Annotated in this window: 17 protein-coding genes; 5 read left to right on the forward strand and 12 right to left on the reverse strand. The window is 55.7% G+C overall.

Features of this window, described 5'->3' with window-relative positions:
- Positions 1-372: 372 nt before the first annotated feature.
- A complete protein-coding gene (gene araA / locus OZX70_RS07135) occupies positions 373-1,890 on the reverse strand; it encodes an L-arabinose isomerase (protein ID WP_277182162.1) in 1,518 nt (505 codons plus the stop codon).
- Between the two features lie 187 nt (positions 1,891-2,077).
- The gene (locus tag OZX70_RS07140; RefSeq protein WP_277180263.1) at positions 2,078-3,712 is read right to left on the reverse strand and encodes an FGGY-family carbohydrate kinase; all 1,635 of its coding nucleotides are present in this window, start codon (positions 3,710-3,712) and stop codon (positions 2,078-2,080) included.
- A gap of 718 nt (positions 3,713-4,430) precedes the next feature.
- Here OZX70_RS07140 and OZX70_RS07145 point away from each other — a divergent pair.
- Positions 4,431-4,853, forward strand: a complete 423-nt coding sequence (locus OZX70_RS07145; protein ID WP_277180265.1) for a hypothetical protein — start codon at positions 4,431-4,433, stop codon at positions 4,851-4,853.
- A 122-nt stretch (positions 4,854-4,975) separates the two neighbouring features.
- Positions 4,976-5,980, forward strand: coding sequence for a LuxR C-terminal-related transcriptional regulator (locus tag OZX70_RS07150; protein WP_277180267.1), 1,005 nt, complete (start codon positions 4,976-4,978; stop codon positions 5,978-5,980).
- Between the two features lie 81 nt (positions 5,981-6,061).
- Here the strand turns inward: OZX70_RS07150 and OZX70_RS07155 are convergent, their stop codons facing one another.
- The 3 genes from OZX70_RS07155 to pepN all read right to left on the reverse strand — a co-directional run bounded on the left by OZX70_RS07155 (position 6,062) and on the right by pepN (position 11,168).
- Positions 6,062-6,823, reverse strand: coding sequence for a peptide deformylase (locus OZX70_RS07155; RefSeq protein ID WP_277180269.1), 762 nt, complete (start codon positions 6,821-6,823; stop codon positions 6,062-6,064).
- A complete protein-coding gene (gene glmM / locus OZX70_RS07160; RefSeq protein ID WP_277180271.1) occupies positions 6,823-8,211 on the reverse strand; it encodes a phosphoglucosamine mutase in 1,389 nt (462 codons plus the stop codon). Before glmM ends, OZX70_RS07155 begins: the two co-directional genes overlap by 1 nt.
- A 344-nt stretch (positions 8,212-8,555) precedes the next feature.
- Positions 8,556-11,168, reverse strand: a complete 2,613-nt coding sequence (gene pepN, locus OZX70_RS07165) for an aminopeptidase N (protein ID WP_277180273.1) — start codon at positions 11,166-11,168, stop codon at positions 8,556-8,558.
- A 374-nt stretch (positions 11,169-11,542) separates the two neighbouring features.
- Here pepN and OZX70_RS07170 point away from each other — a divergent pair, with 374 nt between their 5' ends.
- Complete coding sequence (locus OZX70_RS07170) at positions 11,543-14,611, forward strand: BspA family leucine-rich repeat surface protein (protein WP_277180275.1); 3,069 nt, start codon at positions 11,543-11,545, stop codon at positions 14,609-14,611.
- Between the two features lie 108 nt (positions 14,612-14,719).
- Here the strand turns inward: OZX70_RS07170 and OZX70_RS07175 are convergent, their stop codons facing one another.
- The gene (locus tag OZX70_RS07175; protein WP_277180277.1) at positions 14,720-14,872 is read right to left on the reverse strand and encodes a hypothetical protein; all 153 of its coding nucleotides are present in this window, start codon (positions 14,870-14,872) and stop codon (positions 14,720-14,722) included.
- 533 nt (positions 14,873-15,405) lie between these two features.
- Here OZX70_RS07175 and OZX70_RS07180 point away from each other — a divergent pair.
- A complete protein-coding gene (locus OZX70_RS07180) occupies positions 15,406-15,744 on the forward strand; it encodes a hypothetical protein (protein WP_277180279.1) in 339 nt (112 codons plus the stop codon).
- A complete protein-coding gene (locus OZX70_RS07185; RefSeq protein WP_277180281.1) occupies positions 15,735-16,025 on the forward strand; it encodes a hypothetical protein in 291 nt (96 codons plus the stop codon). The genes OZX70_RS07180 and OZX70_RS07185 overlap by 10 nt, the downstream gene beginning before the upstream one ends.
- Before the next feature lie 68 nt (positions 16,026-16,093).
- On the opposite strand, the gene OZX70_RS07190 is transcribed toward OZX70_RS07185, so the two are convergent.
- The 6 genes from OZX70_RS07190 to dapB form a co-directional block, all read right to left on the reverse strand.
- Entirely contained in the window at positions 16,094-16,939 is an 846-nt protein-coding gene (locus OZX70_RS07190; protein ID WP_277180283.1) for a phosphatase PAP2 family protein, read from the reverse strand.
- A gap of 147 nt (positions 16,940-17,086) precedes the next feature.
- Positions 17,087-19,111: a ribonuclease J gene (locus OZX70_RS07195; protein ID WP_277180285.1), complete on the reverse strand. Its 2,025-nt coding sequence runs from the start codon at positions 19,109-19,111 to the stop codon at positions 17,087-17,089.
- A gap of 158 nt (positions 19,112-19,269) precedes the next feature.
- A complete protein-coding gene (gene dapA / locus OZX70_RS07200) occupies positions 19,270-20,181 on the reverse strand; it encodes a 4-hydroxy-tetrahydrodipicolinate synthase (protein WP_277180287.1) in 912 nt (303 codons plus the stop codon).
- Positions 20,182-20,301: 120 nt separating this feature from the next.
- Positions 20,302-21,582 (reverse strand): acyltransferase family protein, encoded by a 1,281-nt coding sequence (locus OZX70_RS07205; protein ID WP_277180290.1) that lies wholly within the window; start codon positions 21,580-21,582, stop codon positions 20,302-20,304.
- Positions 21,583-21,717: 135 nt separating this feature from the next.
- Positions 21,718-23,070, reverse strand: coding sequence for an acyltransferase family protein (locus OZX70_RS07210; RefSeq protein WP_277180292.1), 1,353 nt, complete (start codon positions 23,068-23,070; stop codon positions 21,718-21,720).
- Positions 23,071-23,079: 9 nt separating this feature from the next.
- A complete protein-coding gene (dapB, locus tag OZX70_RS07215; protein WP_277180294.1) occupies positions 23,080-23,832 on the reverse strand; it encodes a 4-hydroxy-tetrahydrodipicolinate reductase in 753 nt (250 codons plus the stop codon).
- Between the last annotated feature and the right edge of the window lie 12 nt (positions 23,833-23,844).

Consider the following 23,844-nt stretch of genomic DNA (forward strand, 5'->3'; position numbering starts at 1 on the left):
ATCATCCATAAGTCCTATTTGAATTATCCGCGTGCTCTTCGAATCATCAATCGGCAGATTTGGATCTCTCCATGGACACTCGGTTGTTCGATACAACCATGCATCGGCAATGCTCACTTATGGCACACAATTGCATTCGGTTGTCAATTCTAGTCGATAAGTCTAATTTTTTATCTATTGAATTTTATTTTAACTATATTCGCACAATGGCTTTCAAGACCTTTGCTATGAACACAGCCAAGGAATCTTCGACAACAAATTGGGCACCTTATGGAAATCCCATAAGGTGCCCAATTGATTACAACCAGCTTATTTAACTGATCAATGGCAACTCAGCTATAGCATGCTGCCATCAGCGAGCCGGAAACCGTTTCAGCAGCGGTTGTCGAGGCGATGATACATTTCGGAGATCTCGAGGTCGCGCTCGAACTCGCGCGGCGTCGTGTTCTCGTCGATGGTGGCCAGCTCGACGCCGGCGATGCGGGCGAAGTCTTCCCATCCCTCACGGCCGAAGGAGGTGGTCATGCAGGTGTGGTGCGAGCCGCCGGCGCGCAGCCAGCACTCGGCCGCGGTCTTGAGGCTCGGACGCGGCTTCCACAAGCCACGGGCGCACGGCAGTGCCTTCAAGGAGCCTTCCGGCTCAACCACGTCGACCACATCCATCAGCAGACGGAAGCGTTCGCGCATGTCGGCCATGGAGATGACCGTGGCGGCCTTGTGCGGGGCTACGGTGAAGACCAGACGCACTGGATCGGACTTGTTGCCGATGCCGAGCGGATGGATCTCGAGCTTCGGCTTGGCGATGGTACCCACGGACGGCGAGACCTCGAGCATGTGCGAGCCCATGTCCATCTCGTGGCCTTCGACGAAGTTGTAGGAGTAGTCTTCCATCAGGCTCGAGCCGCCCTCAAGGCCGTAGCCCATGACGCTGGCGATGCGTACGAGCACCGAGGTCTTCCAGTCGCCTTCGGCGGAGAAGCCGTAGCCGTACTCGCTGGGCAGGCGCTGGGCACCCACGCCCGGCAGCTGCGGCAGCGTGCCGAGATCCTCGAAGTTGTCGACCGCGGCGGTGGCGCCGTTGTCCTTCATCATGTTGACCATCGCAGCCTCTTCCTTGGCAGCGATGAACAGCTCTTCGTAACGGGAGTCCAGAAGCTCGGGAGCCACGTCATACTTGGCCTTGTAGTCCTCGATGATGCCCTTGACCTGATCGTCCTTGACCTTCTCGTAGTATCCAACCAGCTCGTTGACGGCCCAGGTGTTGACCTGCGTGCCGAAGACGCGCTCGGCCTCGGTCTTGTCACCTTCGGTGACGGCGACGTTGCGCATGTTGTCACCCCAGCGCATCACGCGCATGTTCTGCGATTCGTTCCAGCCGGCGCAGGCACGCACCCAAGTCGAGATCTTCTCGGCGACCTCGGGGTCGGTGTAGTGGCCGACGACGATCTTGCGCGGGATGCCGAGACGGGTGACGATGTAGCCGAATTCGCGGTCGCCGTGGGCGGACTGGTTCAGGTTCATGAAGTCCATGTCGATGGTGTCCCACGGGATCTCCTTGTGGAACTGGGTGTTGAGCTGCAGCAGCGGCTTGGTGAGCACCTCAAGGCCACGAATCCACATCTTGGCCGGCGAGAACGTGTGCATCCAAGCGATAACGCCGATGCAGCTGGGATCGGCGCTGGCCTCGGTCATGAACTGCTTGACGCCGTCGGAGGACTTCAGCGTGGGCTTCAGCACCAGCTTGACCGGGATCTTGCCGGTGGCGTTCAACGCGTCAACGATCTTAGTGGACTGCTCGGCGACTTGGCGCAACGCCTCCTCACCGTAGAGGTCCTGCGAACCGACGCCGAACCAGATGGTCTTGCCTTCAAATGGATTTTCGAATGTCATCATTACTTCCTTTTGTTTCTGTTGTGTACTTCATTGTTGGTTGACAGTTTCTGGTTTCCGCCATATTCAAGTCACTGACTTGCGGCCAGTGGCCTTTTATGGCGGGAAAGGAGATAAGCGCCATAAATGAGCCACTCAGCGGCCGTCAGCGACTTGAATATGGGGGAAACCATAGTGTTAGCTAGTGTTAACTTTCCAAGTCGATGGTCTCGATGGCTGCCTTCTCGATCGGCAGTGCCTTGGTAAACCGGGCGAAGAAGTCCTCGAAACCGGCGACGTCCTTCGGGTCGGGATCCTCGGTGGTCGATTCGGCATCGGCGAAGACCCGCTCGTCGAGATAAACGTCGAGCGGAGTGTCTTTGTGCCAGAGGTAATCGGCGAGTACGGCCATGCCCCAGGCTCCGCCTTCGGCCGCCGTCGACATGACCTTGATCGGGGTGTTGAAGGCCGCTGCGAGAATCTTTTGTGCCACCTTCGGCGTGGTGAAAATGCCGCCGTGGCCGACCATCGAATCGACCTTGACATGTTCGTCCTTGGTCATGATGTCCATGCCAATCTTGACCGGCGAGAATGCGCCGAAGAGCTGGGCACGCATGAAGTTCGCGAGGTTCATATGGCTTTCCGGGCCGCGCGCGAAGACAGGGCGGCCTTCCTCAAGCCCGGCCAGGAATTCGCCGGAATAGAAGCAGTAGTTGATGAGCCCGCCTGCGTTGTCGTCGGCTTCGGGCCCGATGGCAGCACGGAACAGCGTGCCGTAAAGTGTACCGGCATCGAGCGGGGTGCCGATGGCCTTGGCAAATTCGCTGAAGACCTTCATCCAGGCGTTCAGATCAGAGGTGAAGTTGTTGGCGTGACTCATGCCGCAAGGGTCACCGGCCGGAGTCGAAACCAAGTCGACTTCGGGGTGCAGACGCTCGAGTGGATGGTCAAGCACTACAGAGGCGAAAATCGAGGTACCAGCCGAAACGTTGCCAGTGCCCACGCGCACGGAGTTCGTGGCAACCATACCGGTGCCGGAATCGCCTTCCGGAGGGGCCAGCGGTGTGCCGGGCTGCAAGGTGCCGCTTGGATCGAGCAGCTTTGCACCTTCGGATGTTAGCGTTCCCGCATCGCTTCCGGCCACCAATGGTGTCGGCAGCAAATCCTCGATCTTCCAAGGCTCGGCCGCGACCTCGGGTAGTGCCGAGAACTGCGCGAGCATATGCTTGTTCCAGCCGTGGGTTTCGGGGTCGATCGGGAACATGCCAGAGGCATCGTCGATGCCAAGCACCTTCTTGCCGGTGAGCTTCCAATGGACGTATCCGGCGAGCGTGGTGAAGAACGCGACGTTTGGCACGTGATCTTCCTTGTTGAGAATGCACTGATAGAGATGAGCAATCGACCAGCGTTCGGGGATGTTGTACTGGAAAAGTTCGGAAAGTTTTTCGTGCGCCGCGTGCGTATTGGAATTGCGCCAAGTACGGAACGGGACCAGCAGTTTGCCATCCTTATCGAATGCAAGGTAGCCATGCATCATCGCGGAGAAGCCCATCGTACCGATTTTGGTGAGCTTCTCGCCATAAGCGTTTTCGACATCATAGGCGAGCGCCGCGTACGCCGCCTGCAAACCGGACCATACCTCATCGAGCGAATAGGTCCACAAACCATTTTCAAGATGATTTTCCCAACCGTGATCGCCGGCGGCAATCGTGGTATACGTATCGTCAATAAGCACGGCCTTGATGCGAGTCGACCCGAACTCGATACCGAGCGAGGTCTTGCCTGCCCGTATTTTCTCGGCTATCGCCGCCACATGCTCTGTGGTGTCTGTTGCAACTGCCATCGTGTTGTAGCTCCTTTACTATCGTCATCATCACTATGTCGCAGGAACCCGCCATCGCCGCGGACAAAACAGACGCTTTGTCGATTGCCACGAGCCGTATTCCTTTGGTTGCAAGCGACGCATTACCGTTACCGACTATTTTGTCATCGATAATGTGAACGCTCACATTTTGCTAAACACTATCCTACACGTAGCCGTTGCCAAGCGCGAGTCGTCATTACAATCATCGTTTTCTAATTCATCCTCACGTCGTAACCGACCAATCAAGTTTTTGCCCATCACCATTTCATGTGAATAAATCAAACGAGAATGTCCGGAATGTCGACAACTTGACCACGACACGCCCGGGATGTGGATAACCCAGAGCATTCGACCACAGCACCCGTTTTTGGCACGGTTTACGAGCCAAGTTCCCTAAGCTTCGAAGGACAGAGGTAAAAGCAATACGTCACATTGCTTTTGTCTAGTGCAGGATTGTGTTTTTAATCTAGTGGAGGGTTTAGTATATGGTACTTAGGAAATGGCTCATCAAGGAGATACGCAAAGAAGCCAAGGCGCAAGGGGTGAAATTTTACCATCGCCGGCAGGGAGGAAATCACGAAATTTATTATCTCAATAATCAGATAATCCCGGTTCCTCGACATAAGGAAATCGGAAAGCACCAAGCAGAAATGATCATGAAGGAAGTCGCGTACGCTCTGAAAAGAAAGGACACACAATGAGACTCAAAAAATTCAAAGCCGGCTACGACGTGGACGGCAACAAAACCATTCACAAGGAAAGTTACCGCGTCACTATCGAGCCAGATGGGAAATATTGGTTTCTTACCATTCCCGACGTCGGAGTGACGCAAGCACGAACCCTGAGCGAAGTGGACACCATGGCGCGCGACCTCATTGAGATCATGACCGGCGACCGGAATTTCGCCCTCGAGCAGGAAATGAAGTTCCCGGAAGAAGTCGAAGAGCATCTGGAAGCCATGAAACGCTATCGCGAGCAGTCCAAGAAAGCGAACACGCTGGCAGCAAAGGAATCCCGCAAAGCCGCTAAAGGATTGCGCCAGGTCGGCCTCACTTTGCGTCAAATCGGCCAGGCTATGGGCATCTCCTACCAGCGCGCAAGCCAGTTGGTCAATGGATGAGACCTTGAGTTGCACGATATTCACGAATGTCAAATTCAAAGACACAAATTCATAAAAATCAAGAAATCTTGAATTTTGTCTAAATAATTGGCGTTTTTAAACACATTGTATAAAATTGAGTCATGGAAGAGAGAAAATCATCGCCAAGACGCGAACTACGTATTGTCATCATCGACGATGACCCCTGCGCATTAGAGCATGAAGCCAGCATCGTCAGTCGTATTCAGAATCGTGACGGCTGTCATATCAAAATATGGCCTACAACAAAACCGGATGCCGGACTCCACCGATCCCTATATTCTCCGCTCCGTTCTGATGTAGTCATCGTCGATATTTCGATGAACAAGGCCGTTATCGAACCTATTGCCGAAAAAATCAAGAACGCTCGACCAGATATCATCCTCATTGGCATCACCGCACACATCGACAGATATGACGATTCGGAAACATCAAGACAGTATTTTAACTGCATTATCGATAAAGCCGAACTCAACCACGCACTTCCCGCAGAGATCGAAGCAATCTACCACGAAAAAATATTGCATCCTCCTACGAGACCGCTCGAACCGAAAAGAACCATCCCTCCCTCTCACTGCACGAACGGACAAACTACACAACGACGAAAGCAACGGGATCGAAAATCCCGCGACCCTCATTGCTCAACTGGTGATGACGGCGACCATAGCTGGCAGCAAACCTTGATCACCCATAAAACTGCGGATTCGCGTCATGGGAACATTGCCGATCAAACAACACAATTGACAAATCCGAACAAAGGAGTTCAAAAACGGATTCCACATCATGATCACCATGACCATGTCCTCCCCACAGCCGTTAATCTTCAAAGCGTCGGTTCTTCTTTCAACAGCGACCTTGCACAAACACAGGAGGATATGACCGTTGCGCTACGTTTCCAACAAAAGGTCTTGCCGCTTTCACCTGCCGAACTACGCGTCATCAATCTGTGCTCGCAGGGAATGGAAACAGATGAAGTTGCCGATTCTCTCAGTATTTCTTCCAACACCGTTTACTCCCATCGGAGCCATATCATGGGCAAATACCATGTACATTCCTGGCATGAGGCACTCATCATATACGAAGAAAGAAAGAAAAACGGAACCGCATAACGATAACGCGGCAAAACCGAATCCTGGTTTGCCGCGTTCTGGAAAAATGTATGAGTTGGTTATGCAGAGATTCAACCAACGCTAGGCAAGCTTGAAACCTAGCTCTTTGGCAGCATCTCTCGGAACCGGATCCTCGCACCAGTAGTCCTCAAGGTTCTCATCGGTGGCGAGCGAACGAATTTCGGCCTGATCGATGTAAACCTCGCCACTCAGGTGATCGGTCTCGTGCTGGAAGATGCGGGCCGGCCAGCCGTGCAGGTGTTCCTGGTGCTTGTTGCCTTCCTCATCCTGCCAACGGGCGACGATGTCAAGCCAGCGACGGCGAACCGCCTGATAACCGGAGAAACTCAGGCAGCCTTCGTAGAAGCTGCGCTGCTGCGTACCGATGGGTTCGTAGGTGGGGTTGATGATGGCGCGGAACGGGAATTCGGCGATTTCGCGCGGATCGTTGGCATCGTTGATAGTATCTTCATCGTCGGAATCGTCTTGCTGATTCGATGAATCTTGACTATCTTTGCTACCGACGTGGCCTTCGGGATTGTCGTCGACTCCTCTACCACCAACGCGCACGTGGTCTTCGACCACGGCTATACGCAGTCCCAAGCCAATCTGCGGCGCAGCCAAGCCGACGCCCGGCGCCTCGAGCATCGTGACGTGCATGGCCTCGATGAGCTTGGACAGCGTGCGTTTGCTCAGCTGGCCGTCATATTCCACCGCACTCTGACGCAGCACGGGCTCCCCCATCTGCACGATGGGAAGAATCTTTTCCTTGCCGCCGGTTTTAATCAGGTGCTCAACTGCACGATTGAGTTCGGTGTCGACTTTGGTATTGCGCGAAAACATCAGATGGCCAGCTCCTCGGCGACCACAGCGGCCAAGCGCTGGCAGACCTCGTCGGCCTGCTGCTGCGTTTCGGCTTCGACCATCACGCGCACCAACGGTTCGGTGCCGCTCGGACGAAGCAACACGCGACCGGTGGTGCCAAGCAGCTTCTCCTCGCGAGCCACGGCATCCTGCACCTTGGCGTTGGTAGGCGCGGCTTTCTTGTCGACCTTGGGAACGTTGATGAGCTGCTGCGGCAGCTGCGGGAAGTCGGCGGCCAGCTGCTTGAGCGACTTGCCGGACTTGACTACCTCGTTGCACAGGGTGAGCGCGGTCAGCGTGCCGTCGCCGGTGGTGGCGAACTCACGGTTGATGACGTGGCCGGACTGCTCGCCGCCGATGGAATAGTCGCCCTTGAGCATTTCCTCAAGGACGTAGCGGTCGCCGACGTTGGTCTGCACCGTCGCGATGCCCATATCCTTCAAGGCCAGCTTCAGGCCAAGATTGCTCATCACAGTAACAACCAACGTGTCATGTTTGAGTTTGCCTTCGCGCTTCTTGGCACGCGCGAGGATGCCCATCTCCTGATCGCCGTTGACCATGTTGCCGTCCTCGTCAACGGCGAGGCAGCGGTCGGCGTCGCCGTCGAACGCCACGCCCATCGCGGCGCCGGAAGCCTTCACCATCGCCTGCAGCTGCTCGGGGTGGGTGGAGCCAGCCTTCTTATTGATGTTGTAGCCATCCGGCGAAGCGTTGATGACCAGCACCTCGGCGCCGGCGCGACGCAGCGCTTCAGGCGCGACCACGGAGGTGGCGCCATTGGCACAGTCCATCACGAGTTTCAGCCCCTTAAGCGGCTTGGGCTGGGTCTTGTCGGGTGCAATCGGCGCGATAGCGCTGACCAGATGATCGATGTACATATTGGTGGCGGTGCTGATGTCATGGCTGATGCGGCCTACGCCGGCACCCGTCGGACGGTCCCAATCTTTGCCGAGCACAGCCTCGATTTCGTCTTCCTTCTTGTCCGGGAGCTTGAATCCACCTTTGGCGAAGAACTTGATGCCGTTGTCGGGCATGGGGTTGTGCGAAGCGGAAATGACAGCGCCCATCTCAACGTTGAGTTCGCTGGTCAGATACGCCACGCCAGGGGTCGGAATGATGCCGGCGTCAATGACATCGAACCCGCCTGCGCTCATACCTGCCGCAAGCGCCGAAGCGAGAAAATCACCGGAAACTCGCGTATCACGGCCAATCAACGCACGGCGACGCCCTTCCCTGTGTTCCTCTTCCGTTCCCGAAGAATCGCCTAGCACACGCACCGCCGCATCGCCTAAATCGAGCGCCAGCCTTGCGGTCAAATCCCTGTTCGCCAATCCGCGAACGCCATCGGTTCCAAACATATTGGGCATACTGCCACATCCTCCGTTTGCGCGAATGTTACTGGGTCTCATCTTACTCAAGAGATTCCACGAACGCCGCACCCTACCCCAACACTGCCCGATTTCGTCGCATTTCAACATGATCATTCAAAATGACGACGGTATCCCATGAAAGGTGACATCAGAAGAAAGTAAAATCTTGCAACGCAGCTTTACAAGATTTCGGTATTTCTTGTATAGCTACTTTGCAAGAAATGATTGCAGCGACTCCACCAGCCGGAGTACGTCGCTGATTTTCAAGCCTTATGTATGCGAAACCCCGCTGCGGATTGCTTGCAACGGGGTTTCGCTCTTGCTTCTGCTGATCAGATGGATTACTTCAAGCTGGCGTTGTAGGCGCTCACTTTGAGAGCGCGACGAGAGGACTCGACGTTGCCGATGACGATGTTGCGCAGGGCGCGGGCGGCATCCTTGTGGGATTCCAGCCATTCGTCGCCAAGGTTAACCAGTTCAGCCGGATCTGCATAAGCAGGATAGAGATCTTCCAGCAGCGTTTCAGCCATGTGGAAGGTACGGTTTTCCCAAATCCAGTCGACGGTATCATAATACTTTGCGGTATATGGTTCTGCCAACTTCCCAGTCAGGTTCGACGAGAAACCGAGAGCGGCTGCGGCGAGCTGCGAATTGGTAAGGTTCAAATCGTGAATCGAAGCATCCCAAGCCCACGCTTTCGCTTCGGCAGTCGGCACGGACGCGCGGGCGCCGTAGGCGAACTCGCGATTATCGGTGGTATCGCGGAGCTTCAGTTCCGCATCGATCGCCTCATCGTCCATCTCGCCGACGGAAGCGAGCGCCTTAACCAGGGCCCAGCGCATGTTGTTGTCGATTTCAAGACCCTTGAGTTTGAGCGAACCGGAAAGCAGATTCTTGACGTTGGAAATGAACAGGGCATCGCCCCGCTCGCCATAACCCAAATAGGCAGTGACTAGCTGGAACTGTTCGTCGCTGCCAGCTTCGGCCTCGTTGGCCAGATTCCACAGACCCTCGGCAACGTGCTTGTCGACGGCCTCGCGACGTGCCGGTGCGACATAGTGCGTGGCCGTGGTCTTCAAGCAGCTCAACGCATAACGGAACGTGGTGGACTCATGCTCGGTGGAAAGCATCTTCAAGCTCAGGTCGATGAAGCGCTCGGCCGAGAATTCGGCGTCGCGGGTCATGTCCCAGAACGCCAGCCAGACCACGGCACGGGCCAAGGCGTCGTCGAATTCGAAAAGATGCTCGGCGGCGAACTCACGGGATTTGTCGTCGAAACGCAGCTTGGTATAGGTCAGGTCATCGTCGTTGAGCAAGATGAAGTCGGGGCGCTTCTTACCGGCGGCTTCGGCAGCCACAGTGGTTTCACCGTCGACATCGAGCTCAATCTGATCGGTGCGCACAACCTTACCATTAGCCGCATCGCGGTTGTAGAAACCGATGGCCATACGATGCACGCGCAGCACGGGGTGTTCCGCCGGCGCGGTCTGCGTCAACGTCAGCGATTTGATGGTGCCGTCGCCGTTCTCTTCTACGGTTGCGGCAATCGTATTAATACCGGCTTCCTCGAGCCACTGCTTGCTCCACGTCTTCAAGTCGCGGCCACTCGCCGCCTCAAGCTCGACCAGCAAATCGTTCAACGTCGCGTTGTCGTACTGGTGCTTGTTCAAGTAGCTGTTGATGCCTTTGAAGAACTTGTCGCGCCCGACATAAGCCACGAGCTGCTTCAGCACGGAACCACCCTTGGCGTAGGTGATGCCGTCGAAGTTGACTTCGGTGTCGTGCAGGTCGTTGATCGGCGCGGTGATCGGGTGGGTGGTCGGCAGCTGGTCCTGATTCAAGGCCCAGCTCTTCTCGCCGGAGGTGAAAGTAGCCCAAGAATCCTTCCATTCCGTGGCCTCTGCGGTTGACAGGCTTGACATGAATTCGGCGAAGGATTCGTTCAGCCACAGGTCATTCCACCACCTCATCGTTACCAGGTCGCCGAACCACATGTGGGCGAGCTCGTGCAGAACGGTAACGACGCGGCGCTCAGCCAGCGCGTCGGTGACCTTGGAACCGAAAACGTAGGAATCGCGGATGGTGACCATGCCGATGTTCTCCATGGCGCCCGCGTTGTATTCGGGCACGTAGATCTGGTCGAACTTGGCGTACGGGTAGGGCACGCCCCAGGTCTTGGCATAGAAGGCGAAGCCCTTCTTGGTGATGTCGAAGAGATAGTCCACGTCCTTGTCAAAGTCATTCTTCAACGACTGGCGGCAGTACTGCGCCATCGGCACGGTACGACCGTCCTCGTTAGCATACGTGGTGTGCCACTCGGCGTACGGACCGGCGCAGATGGCCGTGAGGTAGGAGCTCATTTTCGGCGTGGTCTCGAACACCCAACGCTTCGTGGACTCGGCGGGGTGCGTACCTAGCGTGCCCTCGGCGGTCATCTCGTCAAGGTCGGCAGTGGAGGCGACCGGCATGTTAGAGGTGACGAGCCAAGATTGCGGCGCGGTGACTTCGAAATCGAACGTCGCCTTGATGTCGGGCTGGTCGAAGACGGCGTAGACGCGACGGGCGTCCGGCACTTCGAACTGGGAATAGAGGTAGACGTTGCCGTCGGCCGGATCGACACTGCGGTGTAAGCCCTCGCCCGTGGTGGAGTACTGGCAGGAGGAAACGACCTTCAACGTATTATGTTCCTTCAACGCCGGAAGTTCGATACGATTATCGACGTAATACTTATCGGGGTAGAGCTTTTCGCCGTTCAGTTCGATATCACTGACCTCGTCGGCAATGAGATCGGCAAAGCTTGAAGCACCCGCCTTCGCGTCAAACGTAATAACGGAAATCGACGGGAAATTTTTTGGCCCTTTGGTCAAATCCAAATCGACATGATAGCTGACCGGCCCGGTGATAATGGACTTGCGTTCCTCGGCTTCGACGCGTGTGAGATTCGCTCCTGGCATTTCGCTCCTTTTATTGTTTGTGCATGCGGCGGCAACGGCTTGTGCCGCGGGATCAAGAGATTAATTCCATTATGTCAACGGGGCACGTCAGCACCACGCCCACAGCGCACACGGAGATTCGGACGGTTTGCCGGCAGGTCAAGCATACATATAAGGTGTGGCACGTTTTCATTAAAAAATACAAAACAATAGGTACACAATACGATTTGCAGAATATCACCATTATCGCTTTTATATCTATCGATTATTATCGTCAAACATTCGATATTTTCCACAGACAGCGAAGTGGCTTTTGTACCCTTGAGACGATAAGATGATGAGCAAGTATGACACGCAATTGGGGCTGGTTACAGGACTAGATGAAAAGGACAAGGATGCGACACGAAGGCTTTGCGGGCAAACTCACGGCTGTGCTTTCCGCACTGACCCTCTGCTTCGCCATCGTGCCCGCCGCCAGCGCCGCGGAACCAGCCAGCGCGCAAAATGACATCACTTCCCCAACAATTTCTGAACAATCCAAAACCTCTGATACTAAAGATTCCAACTCTCATGCGCCCGCTCAAGACTCTGCGACGAATAGTTCGAAGCAAACCGAAACCGGAAATACAGAACATTCCTTAACACCTTCTTCCGAGCAACCCCCTGTTCAAACAGAACAACCCGCACCATCAAAACCAAAACCTGTCCCGCTGGATTCGGTCGGCTCCCAAGATGGCACCTGCACCTCACCCGGCGAACACCGATGGCCAGATACTCCTGGTGCCGTCAACCCCCTGACTTGGAAAGAAGAAACAGTCGGGAGCGATTGCGTATTGACGCTGGAATCCGGCATCATACCTGCCCATACTGGCTCAGACACCGATACTACTATTCCGTGGACCGGTCATAGCGTCACAAAACTTAAAATCAACGCAGAGGTTAGTCTCGCCTCTACCGGTGGCCGTTATCTGTTCAGTATGATGCCTGATCTCAAAACCGCGGATGTTCAGGGGCTCAATACCACTGGTTCCACCGACATGTTCGATATGTTCTGGGACTGCCCCAACCTCACAGAAATCGACGGCCTCGAGAATTGGGACACTTCCAGTGTCACCGATATGCGCTCGATGTTCAATGGCATTAAGGTGACAAGACTTGAACTTTCAGCATGGAACACATCCAGCCTGAATGCCGCAGTAGGAATGTTCGCTTATAACCCCAGCCTGAAAACAATAGGGAATCCCGGTCTCAACTTCCCTGCCAATGCCAACATTACCAATAGGTTCCTCGGTGATACAGGCCTCATCTGCGGAGAACATACCGGCCAATATCATTGGGGCGACGGCACCAACACCCTTACCTGGCATGAGGCCCCGAACGCAGAACTGACCGAATGTAACCTCACCCTTGACAGTGGCACCGTACCTGACCATACAGGTACAAACGAGGCAACACTTGTTCCTTGGACTGGTGACAACATCGTCAGTGCCACCGTCACCGAAGGAGTCAGACTTACTCCGACAGGAGGAAGATACCTGTTCGGGAAAACTCCCAGTCTCAAAACCGCCAACGTTGCTGGTTTGAAAACCGATAACGCCAAGGATTTATATGCCATGTTCTGGACTGATACCAACCTCAACAGCATTGATGGGTTGGATCAATGGAACACTGGTGGAATCACCAGCACGCGCGCAATGTTCAATTCCACAGCTCTGACAGAACTCAACCTGTCGAGCTGGGACACCCACAGCATCAACGATATGCATGACATGTTCTGGCACTCCGCCAGCTTGAAGACCCTCGGCAACCCCGGACTCGACATACCGGATAGTGTCGATTACACCACCAATGAGATGTTCACCGGAGCCACCAGCTTGCCATGCGGAGTCAAAACCGGTCGCCACAGGTGGACCGGAAACGGTAACACTCTCAAATGGAACGAGCACACCGACGACAACGATGACACCATGTGCGTCCTCACACTCGAGTCCGGCATCGTGCCTAACCACAACGGGACGGATCTAGACCCGGCAACCCCTTGGTACAACGACACCAATGTCAAGAAAGCAACCGTCAACCCCACGGTCAAACTCGCTTCCGCAGGCGGCGAGTATCTGTTCTACAAGATGACCGCCCTCGAATCGGCCGACGTCGCCAACCTCGACACTAGCGACGCCACTAACATACACGCCATTTTTAGTGGCGATTCCAAACTCACCAGAATCGACGGACTCGATCAATGGCACAGCGGCAAAGTCACAACCATGCGCAGCGCCTTCCAAGAATGTGGGCTCCTCACCAACCTAGATATATCAAACTGGAACACCTCTCAAGTTATCGATATGGGCTACATGTTCTACAAAACCAATAGCCTTAATAACTTAAATTTAGATAGCTGGGACACCAGCCGTGTCACCGATATGGACAAGATGTTCTACAACGATGCCAATGTGAAAACCATAGGTAATCCCGGACTCAACATACCGGACAACATTGATTACACGACCAACGACATGTACACCGGCTCAGGACTACCGTGTAAGGCCAAGACTGGGCGTCATCGGTGGGCAAACGGCATCAACACCCTCAAGTGGAACGAACACACCGATGACAACGACGACACCATGTGCGTCCTCACACTGGAAAGTGGCACCGTACCTAACCACAACGGGACGGACCTAGACCCGGCAACCCCTTGGCACGACGATGACAACGTCAAGAAAGCTACTGTCAACCCCACGGTCAAACTCGCCTCCGAAGGCGGCGACTACCTGTTCTACAAGATGCCCAGTCTTGAATCAGCCTACGTCGGCAACCTTGACACTAGCGACGCCACCAACATACACGCAATGTTCGATACCGATCCCAAACTCACCAAAATCGACGGACTGAACCAATGGCACACCGGAAAAGTCACAACCATGCGCAGCACCTTCCAAGAATCCGGGCTGCTCACCAACCTAGACGACATATCAAATTGGGATACCAGCCACGTCACCGACATGGGCCACATGTTCTACAAAACCAATAGCCTTAATAATTTAGATTTACAGGGATGGGACACAACCAATGTCTCCATAGCGGAGAATATGCTGCCTCCGAATCTGAAGGCACTGCGTTTGGGAACGAAGACAAAACTTATCAGCGGGGCGTTCACCAATGTCGCGCCTCCAGCTCCGGGCATTTGGACGGATAGAAGCGGACTAACGAACCCGGCTTGGACTGGAAATACTACAGCCCTTGCGGATCGGGCAGCAGGAACCAACTCGACAGGTACTTACATACTCGACGGTCAGGTGAATCCGTTCCCGACTCCGGTGTCCGCATTGCCGTTCACGGGCAATGACTGGTGGACCATGGCGAAACGACTCATGCTGCTAGTGGCTTCGGGAATTGCTTTGAGCATTGTCGCCTATGTCCGCAGCAGACAGTGGAACCGCAGCCGCAAAGGCTTCGGACGCTGACGCAATCAGACAGCAACCAACAACCGACATAAAAATCCGGCAGCAGATCGACTCGCCGCCGGATAATCCCGCCTCGCTCACTCTTTTACAAGCAGCAAGGTGCTGGCACTACCCCATCCTGTTGATTGCATAGAGCAAGCAAATCAGCAGGATTGCCGCAGCTACAAGTGAACCAACCTTGCGCACGATCGCGAGCAACACCGTTGCCACGAGCCAGCAGAGCCCGGAGTCCCCGGGCTTTTGATTTTCGTTGGATGCCATAATCGGTCTCCTTCTTATAGTTGTCAGCCGACCTTTTGGTCCAAGCCGGTCGCACGTACGTTTCCGGTTCTCCGGTTCAAGGATTACCCGCCGCATACGCGCGGCATATCCAACGTGACACATCGAGAAACGAATTGCAAATTAAAACGGCACTATCAGAGAAAAATCAAGGTTTCTTGATATCTAAATCGAGAAACCTTGAGAAAAGTTGTGGATTCAGGAAGACCATGATACGCTCGAAATGTCGGCCGAAGCCGGTTCACTTCGGGGTATTTGCCCGGGTCATTAAAGCTTCACCTCGTTGGGCTTCACCGGTAGGGCGATTGATTTCCTCGTCCTATTAATATAGTTGATTTGTGTGGGTCGTCGGCTTCGGCTGGCGGCCCATACAAGTTTCTAGCGGCAACGTGGCCAGTACACAATGATGCCAGTGAAGACAATTGGCAACTAGCCGGAGCGAACATACGATTGAATAAAATGTCCCACAGTGCCTTATGCTGAAAACAGGTATTGGGAAAGAATTAGGTTGTGATGTGATGGACGTGAAATACGAGCGTTCCGGGTGCAAGCAGTTTTTCAAGAAGCATCGCGACGACGAGAAAACCATCAAAGGCTGCATCGAAAACGCGCTCAATCTGCAACTGGAAACGGGAATGTCGAAAGTCAAGCGGGCTGTGTCGGCTCGGGTCGACGGGCAATGCGTCTATGAATGCCGCATCAATCTTAAACGTACCGGCTCGGCGCGCGTCGCCTTCATTGTCAATGAAAACGACAACAATATCGATGTGCTGTTTATTTCCTCGGTGCTACAGAAGGACGAATTCACCCATATGCTCGAACGCAATCTGAAAGAGGCAGGACTATGCGACTGATTCCCGTCAAGCAGGCGCTAAGCATGATGGAGAACGCAGCGACAACGAAATCGGAGTATAGGAAAATCACGTTTCTAACCGCGAAAAAGGACCGCTCTCTCAGCCTTGAACACGACGAAAGCGGCGTTATCCTGCGGGAACAAGGTTATCAGGATGAAAGCACGACCTTCGCTGTTACCGCCGAAACCGAGGCAACCCACGAATGCAAGCATGCCGTCAAACAGGCGTTCAAGCGCGAATTTCCCCGCAGCCACAAGGTCTACGTTTCGGCGGTGAAATAACAGACAATATCAAAGCGGCGACCACCAAACCTGATAGCCACCGCTCTTATTAATCCTGTATCAACCACTCATACCAGTTCATATTCCTGCGGATAATGCTGCGCAAGTTGCTTGAGCAACAGATGGCGGGCCAGCCACAGCGCAAGCATCGGAAGGGCGAAGCCAACGGTGACGTCGGAGAGGAAGTGGGCACCCTGCATCATGCGGCTGAACATCACCACCAGCGCGTAGACCAACGCGACGCCGTAAACCATACTTTCCTTATTTTTCCAATGCGGGCTGACCAACGCGAGCAGGCAAAGTGACAAGGTGGTGCCGGCCCACTGGGAATGGCCGGAGGGGAACGATTTAATCTCCTCGGCCACGCCACCGACGGCGGCGAGATAGTGTTTGCCGTTGGGGTGGTACCAAGGGGTGAAGAGGTCGAAATGGCCCTGCATCGAGCGGAAACGGACGCGGCCCCAGAAAATCTTGAGGACTTCCAGCAGGCACATCGAGCCCAGGAACACAACCACAATGGCGATGCCGGCCCAGCGGTAGCGCTGCTTCAGCCCGTCGGGAATCTTGTAGACGATGCAGGCGATGAGCACGGCGACGATGACACCGTACGCGACACCGAACAGGTGACAGTATTTGTAGCAAAGCGCAAGGCCTACCAGCGTCGAACCGAGGTAGACAAGGCCGGAGAGCACGAGTTTCGCGAGATTTTCCTTGACGAATTTGTAAGTCCAGAACAACAACGCCGCGCCGATCATCAGAACGGTCGCGCCGATAATCGGAGCCAGACGTTCGAAGAACGCCGAAAATCCATTGCCGGGCATATAAACCGCCTGGTCAATGCGCAAATCGGCAAAAGTGCCGACAATCAGCAGCACCAGCGCGCCGATTGCAGTGGCAGGAAACATCTTTTTCATACGTTCATTCCTCGCAATTCATAAATTCCCCGGCAGGTGCGAAACCTACCGGGGAAATCATATAACAACTTGTTTAGATTTTCAGTGATAAACCGATCTGAATATCAACAAGTTATCAACAGGCCAGCCTCAGCCTCAACTTCAGCTTCAGTTGCCGGAGGGCGTGCCGTCGATGACGTCGTGGGCGATGTCGGCGACGACCGGGACGATCATCGGCTTGCGATGGAGCTGACGGGAGACCCAACCGCCGATGGTGCGGCGCATGATCTGCTGGAGCTTGTGGGTGTCGTGGGTGCCCTGCATCATCGCGTCCTCGAGCTGGCCGACGATCTGACGACGCACCTTGTCGAGATCACCCTCGTCATCGGGAATCGCGTTCATGTAGACTTTCGGGCCCGAGATGACGTTCTTGGCGTCGGTGTCGACCACGGCGAAGATGGAAACGAAACCTTCGGTGCCGAGAATCTTGCGCTTCTCGAGCTCTTCGTCGGTCAGTTCGCCGACCGTATCACCATCGACGTAGACATAGGCGCACGGCACAGAACCGACGACCGCAGCCTGACCATGGTAGAGATCGACCACATCGCCGTCCTCAGCGAGCACGACGTTCTTCGGGTCGACGCCGGTCTTGACGGCCACGAGGCCGTTGGCAACCAGGTGGCGGTTCTCGCCGTGGATTGGCATGACGCACTTTGGCTTCAGGATGTTGTAGAAGTAGGTGAGCTCGCCTTCGTTGGAGTGGCCGGAGACGTGGATCTTCGCGTTGTCGCGGTTGACCACGCGCGCGCCCTTCTGGACGAGCTTGTTGATCATGCCGTAGACCTCATTCTCGTTGCCGGGAATCAGGGAGCTGGCCATCACGACGGTATCGAACTCGTTGATGGTGATGTCGCGGTGAGTGCCGTCGGCGATGCGGCCGAGCGCGGCCATCGGCTCGCCCTGCGAACCGGTGCACATGTAAACGAGCTTGTTGTCCTGGATGTCCTTGGCCTTCTTCAGGTCGACCACGGTGCCTTCAGGAATGTGCAGATAGCCGAGATCGGCGGCGATGGACATGTTGCGCACCATCGAACGGCCGACGAAGACGACCTTGCGGCCGACCTTGTGCGCCGCGTCGACGACCTGCTGGACGCGATGGACATGGCTGGAGAAGGAGGCGACGATGATCTTGCGGGTGGCCTCGCTGAAGGCTCGCTCGAGCTCGGGGCCGATGGTGCTTTCCGGACGGACGAAACCGGGGACCTCGGCATTGGTGGAATCGACCATGACCAGGTCGACGCCCTTCTCGCCGAGTTTGCCGAACTCGACCAAATCCGTAATACGATGGTCGATGGGCAGCTGGTCGAGTTTGAAGTCGCCGGTGTCGATGACAGTGCCGGCAGGGGTGTTGATGCACACGGCCAGCGCGTCAGGGATGGAATGGGTGACGGCAACGAATTCGAGGTTGAACGGGCCTACCTTGAGCTTGTCGCGGCCTTTGACCTCGACACAGCGCGGGTTCTGGTGATGCTCCTCGCACTTGGCCTTGACGAAGGCGAGCGTAAGTTTCGAGCCTATCAGCGGGATATCCGGGCGCAGGTTCAGCAGGTACGGCACGCCACCGATGTGATCTTCGTGGCCGTGGGTCAGCACGAGCGCCTCGACGTCGTCGAGCCTGTCCTTGATATAGCTGAAATCAGGGAGGATGAGGTCGACGCCGGGCTGTTCCTCATCGGGGAAGAGCACGCCGCAATCGACGAGCAGCAGATGGCCGTTGTATTCGATCACGTTCATGTTGCGGCCGATCTCGCCCAAGCCGCCGAGCGGAACGATACGCATCGAGCCCTTGCGGTACTTCGGCGGGGCGATCAGCACGGCGTCCTGGTTGGGTGAAGTTCCCGGAGTACGCGAGACGGCGCGCGGATTGGAACGGCGACTGGTGGAACGGTTGCCAGCACGCGTATTGCGTGATGAATTGGAACCGCTGGAACGACGTCCGCCGGAACGCAAGGAACCGCGGGATTCGCCGCGCTTGGTGCTCGTGCGCTTTTCGCTGCTTTTCGTGCTGGTTTTAGCACTGCTGCGCTTTGTGGTTTTTTCAAACGCACCCTCGCTTTTACGGGCACGTGTCTTGCTGGCGCTGCCACGACGATGCGTGGTCGGCGCTGCGGTTTTTTCTTCTGTATCTGTCATATCTATTACTGAACTTCTGTTTACTTAGTGTCTGCACCTGTGTGCAGACGAGGAATAAAAACAGCGGACAAAAGCCGTGACTGCTTACGCGTCACCAACTTCCCCGCTGTAATGAGCTATGCTTTTGCCTTTGCTTGATCGTCAAACCTTCTTGAAAACTAGGCGTCTAAAATGCCTGCATCAACCATGCCCTTGTGGGCACGCTCGTACTCCGGCTTCCCTGGTCCGACGTTCGGCAGGCGCATCGTGGTCACGTCAAGCCATCCACGCTCATGCAGCGCGGCCTTGGCCAGGACTCCCTGGAATCCGGTGCCGTTGATGGCGTCGACCAACGGTGCAAGACGAACCGCGAGACGCTGTGCCTCGTGGATATCACCCTTGTCGAAAGCATCAGCAAGCTGGCGCATCGGGTTCGAGGCAACATGCGCGATAACCGAAATAATGCCGACTGCCCCGATGGAAAGGAACGGAAGGAACAACGCGTCATCACCGGAATACCAAGTCAGGCCGGTTTCCATACGCTTGCGCACAGCACCTGCTATATCACCCGTCGCATCCTTCACAGCCTTGATGTGGTCAAGTCCGGCAAGCCGGCAATAGGTGTCAAGCGAAAGATGCACGCCGGTACGCCCGGGGACATCATAGACGATGATCGGCTTGTCCGCCGATTCGTTGACCGCCTGATAGTGCTGGAAAATACCCTCTTGCGAAGGCCGAGAATAGTAAGGAGCGACCACCAGCACCGCATCGGCGCCAGCTTCCTGAGTCTGCTCGACCATACGCACCGTATGGGCGGTATCGTTGGAACCTGCGCCGGAAATCACCGGCACATCGACAGCCTGTTTGACGACCTGGACGAGCTTGACCTTCTCGTCCATGTGGGTGACCGGCGACTCACCGGTCGTGCCGTTGACCAAGAGACCATCGGCACCTGAAGCGACCAAATGTTTGGCCAATGCCACGGATGCTTCAAAATCAACGGAACCATCATCGTGCATCGGCGTCACCATCGCGGGAATAACACGGCCAAATGGCGCCGGCTCAAGAAGATGCATAGAAGACTCACTCATAGTTTTAACGCTACTTGCCGGGCGGGACGCTTATCGGCAATTAATCAAGAACAATCATTCCGAACTGGAATCGTTGGAATCGCTTGAACCGCTTGAACCGCAAACCGATGCCCCAACGATTTAGGCAACCCGCCTTGCCGCACGTCTCGGATTCGGCAATCCAACGCCCCACCACAGGTAACGCTTGATCAACGGGACGAGAGCGGCTATCACCAGCATGGCCGCTGCGGTAAGTAATACACCTAACATATCCTGCCAGAACATCGGCAGTGCCGGCAACGGGACGTTGACGAATCCTGCGAAAACGTGCTCGCAAAGGTTCAAAACCGGATTGTTGATAGCGTAATAAATCAGGGTCGCCTCACCCACGAACCTCAATGCGCGCCACGAGGGTACCATTCTGGAGAAACCGACCACCATGCCGATGCCAAAAAGCGAGGCAACCGCCGACAGCAGCGCGACAAACAGCCAAGGCTTTCCGGGGGTTACGACGAATGATGCCCAAGCCAGCACGGCGAACACCGCGCCGCACACCACGAACAGCGCAGCTCCCTGCCTACGGGTGAGCTTCAGCAGCTTCGCGCGGCAGACATAGCCCAACGCCAAGTAAGCTGTGGAACTCAGCACGCGATTGAGACTGAACGGCAAAGGAGTTACAATGCAATGTCTCACTACTGCGTCGGCGACCAGCAATACCAACGAAATCAAAATAAGAAAACGGCCACGGCAGAGTTTGAGGATGCACCAGAGCAGCAGAGACGCAACGAACAAGGACCAGAAAAACCAAAGGCCGTCAGTGGTATTAAAAAGTATCGGAATCTGATTCTTGAGCAGGTTTTTGAACGCAACTGTCGAGCCAGCGCCGTCCCTAAGCCGCAACCACGAGGCGAAAATCCCGACCGCCTTTTTAATGAACATCAACGCCGCGAAGAAATAATACGGTATCACTAACTGATAGGCGCGATGTTTGGCGAGCGAGGCGAACGAGCGGCTGGCGGAGAAGAAAATGCCGCTCAGAAAGAAAAAGGCCGGCATGTGGAACAGGTAGATGACGCCGATGGAGATGCCTGGGCCGGGCAGCCAGTCAGTGTTGAGATGGCCGTAGACCACCAGAAACATGGTGAGGGCTTTGGCGACATCAATCCAGGCGATACGTTGACGCGAGGTTACCTCACCAGAATGCGCGGATGGTATGCCTTCCACGGTTGCGGTATCGGTGACAGTGCCCATGGCCGAAGTGGCCGAGATTGAGACGATCGTCGCTGCGGATGAAGTGGTCGGAGTTGCAGTGACCGTGACCGTTGTGTCTGCTGTAGCTGCGATAGGGGTAGCCGAATTTGCGGAAGCCGCGTCGTCGGGCTTTCCTTCTCTCGCCTCATCTACGCCATCGTCGTAATCCACGTCGTCTCCACAAAAGTTCAGGCAATCCACATCGCTTATCGTTGACAGCACCATCATAATGCATCAACGGCATCGCAAGCGCCTAGCTACTATTCGCTCTGACCATGCCTTCACACGACTAAACGGCATCGACTTTCAAGCTCTGCGACTCGCCGCGACTCCTGTTCTGCGGCTCTTGCGCTGCGGACCGGAAAGGCCGACGGTCCACCACAAGTAGCGTTTCAGCAACGGCACAAGCAAACCGACCAGCGCCATGGCGAGGAGGACGACGAAAAGACCTTCTGCGAACTGACCGAAAGCGGGCAACGAGGCCGAGGCCACCGGGACCAGCTTGAAGACGACAAGCTTGCAGACCTTGAGCATGATGTCGTTGAGGGAATAATAAATCAGCGTCGAGCGGCCGACGAACGTGACCGGCCGCAATACCGGGAGCAGACGCGAGAGCCCAAGCAGCATGCCAGTGCCGAACAATGACGCGAGAATGGAGACTGTCCACGTCAACGTCCATCGAGCGTTGACCAGCGGAAGCGTGGAAAGCCATGCGAGGCAAAGGAAAATTGGCGCACAGATCAGAGTGAGCAAGGCGGCGCGGCGACGGGTCAGCGCGAGCAACACCTTTCGGCAGGCGAAACCGAGTGCGAGATAGGCCGTGGAGCTGAGTACCTGGTTGAGCGTGAAGGGCAAAGGGCGCGTGAGCACATGCCGGACCGCGGCATCAGCCACCAGCAACACCAACGCGATAGGGATTAAGAAACGCTCGCCGCAGACACGGACGATGCACCACAGCAGCAGCGAGGCGGTGAACAACGAACAAAGAAACCACAGGCCGTCGGTGGTGTTGAAGATGATCGCCACCACGTCTTGCCACAAGGTGCCTTGTCGGCCGGGACGACCTGCGTAAAAGGCCGGCAGCACGTCCTTGCCCAGCGTCTGACCGAGCAACAGCGCGGAGAAAATGTAATACGGCACGAGCAATTGCCAGGCGCGATGCTTCACCAGGTGCGGGAAGCTCATTTCGGGGCGGAAGAAGATGCCGCTGAGCACGAAGAACGCGGGCATGTGGAAGAGGAAGATGGCGCCGATCGTTGAGGCCAGCGCGGGGAACCACGTGGCGTTGAGATGGCCGAAGAACACGAGAAACATGGTGATGCCCTTGGCCGTGTCGATCCAGGATACCCGCTGACTGGAGCCATGCGAGGACTGTAACGGCGGGGTTTCAGACACCTCGGCAGCACTAGTCCTCTCCGACTCGGGCAAGGCGGCAGCAGAGTCTTCCGGTTCCACTGCTAGCGAGACGGCAGCAAAGCCTTTATGTTTCACTGGGAACGAGACGGCAGCAAAGTCTTCCGGTTCCACCGGTGGCGAGGCAGCAGCTGAGCTTTCCCGTTCCACTGAAGATGAGACAGCAGCTGAGCCTTCCCGTTCCACTGAAGATGAGACAGCGGCTGAACCTTGAATATCAGACTCTTGGTTATCAGGCGTCTGCAAGCACGACTCCTAGAGGTCGAGGAAGGCGTCGAGACCGACGGTGAGGCCGGAGTGAGCGCCCGAGGCGATGTTGCGCACCGCGAGCAGGACGCCGGGCATGAAGGAGGCACGGTCGAAACTGTCGGCGCGAATGACCAGCTGCTCGCCGGTGTTGCCCAACAGGACTTCCTCGTGGGCGTTTAGGCCTTGCAGCCGCACGGCATGAACATGCACGCCGTCGACGACCTGGCCACGGGAGGCTGCCTCGCCTTGTGTACCATCGGGCATCGGGGCGCAACCGGCCTTCTGACGGGCTTCGGAAATCGCCTGAGCGGTGTGAATGGCGGTGCCGGAAGGCGCGTCGACCTTGTCGGGGTGATGCAGCTCGATAACCTCGGCCGAAGTGAAGTATTTCGCGGCTTCAGCAGCGAACTTGTCTGCCAGGACGGCGGAAATGGCAAAATTCGGCGCGATGAACACAGCCTGATCTTGACGCGGGGACTTTGCGAGCGCCGCCTTGACCTGATCAAGCTTCTCGTCGGTCCAGCCGGTGGTGCCGACCACTACATCGACGCCCTGCGCCACGAGCTTCAACACGTTGGCCAGCGATGAGGCCGGAACGGTGAATTCCACTGCTACATCTGTATTTTCAGGAGTAATGGCAGCGATATCGTCGTTCTCGCCAATTTGCTGCGCGATTTCCATATCGTCTGTGGCCTTGACGGCCTCGACCACGCTGCCACCCATGCGACCCTGTGCCCCGACCACTGAAACCTTGATCATTTTTCTCCAATT

Origin of the sequence: Bifidobacterium sp. ESL0732, assembly GCF_029395535.1 — a bacterium.
Taxonomy (GTDB): domain Bacteria; phylum Actinomycetota; class Actinomycetes; order Actinomycetales; family Bifidobacteriaceae; genus Bifidobacterium.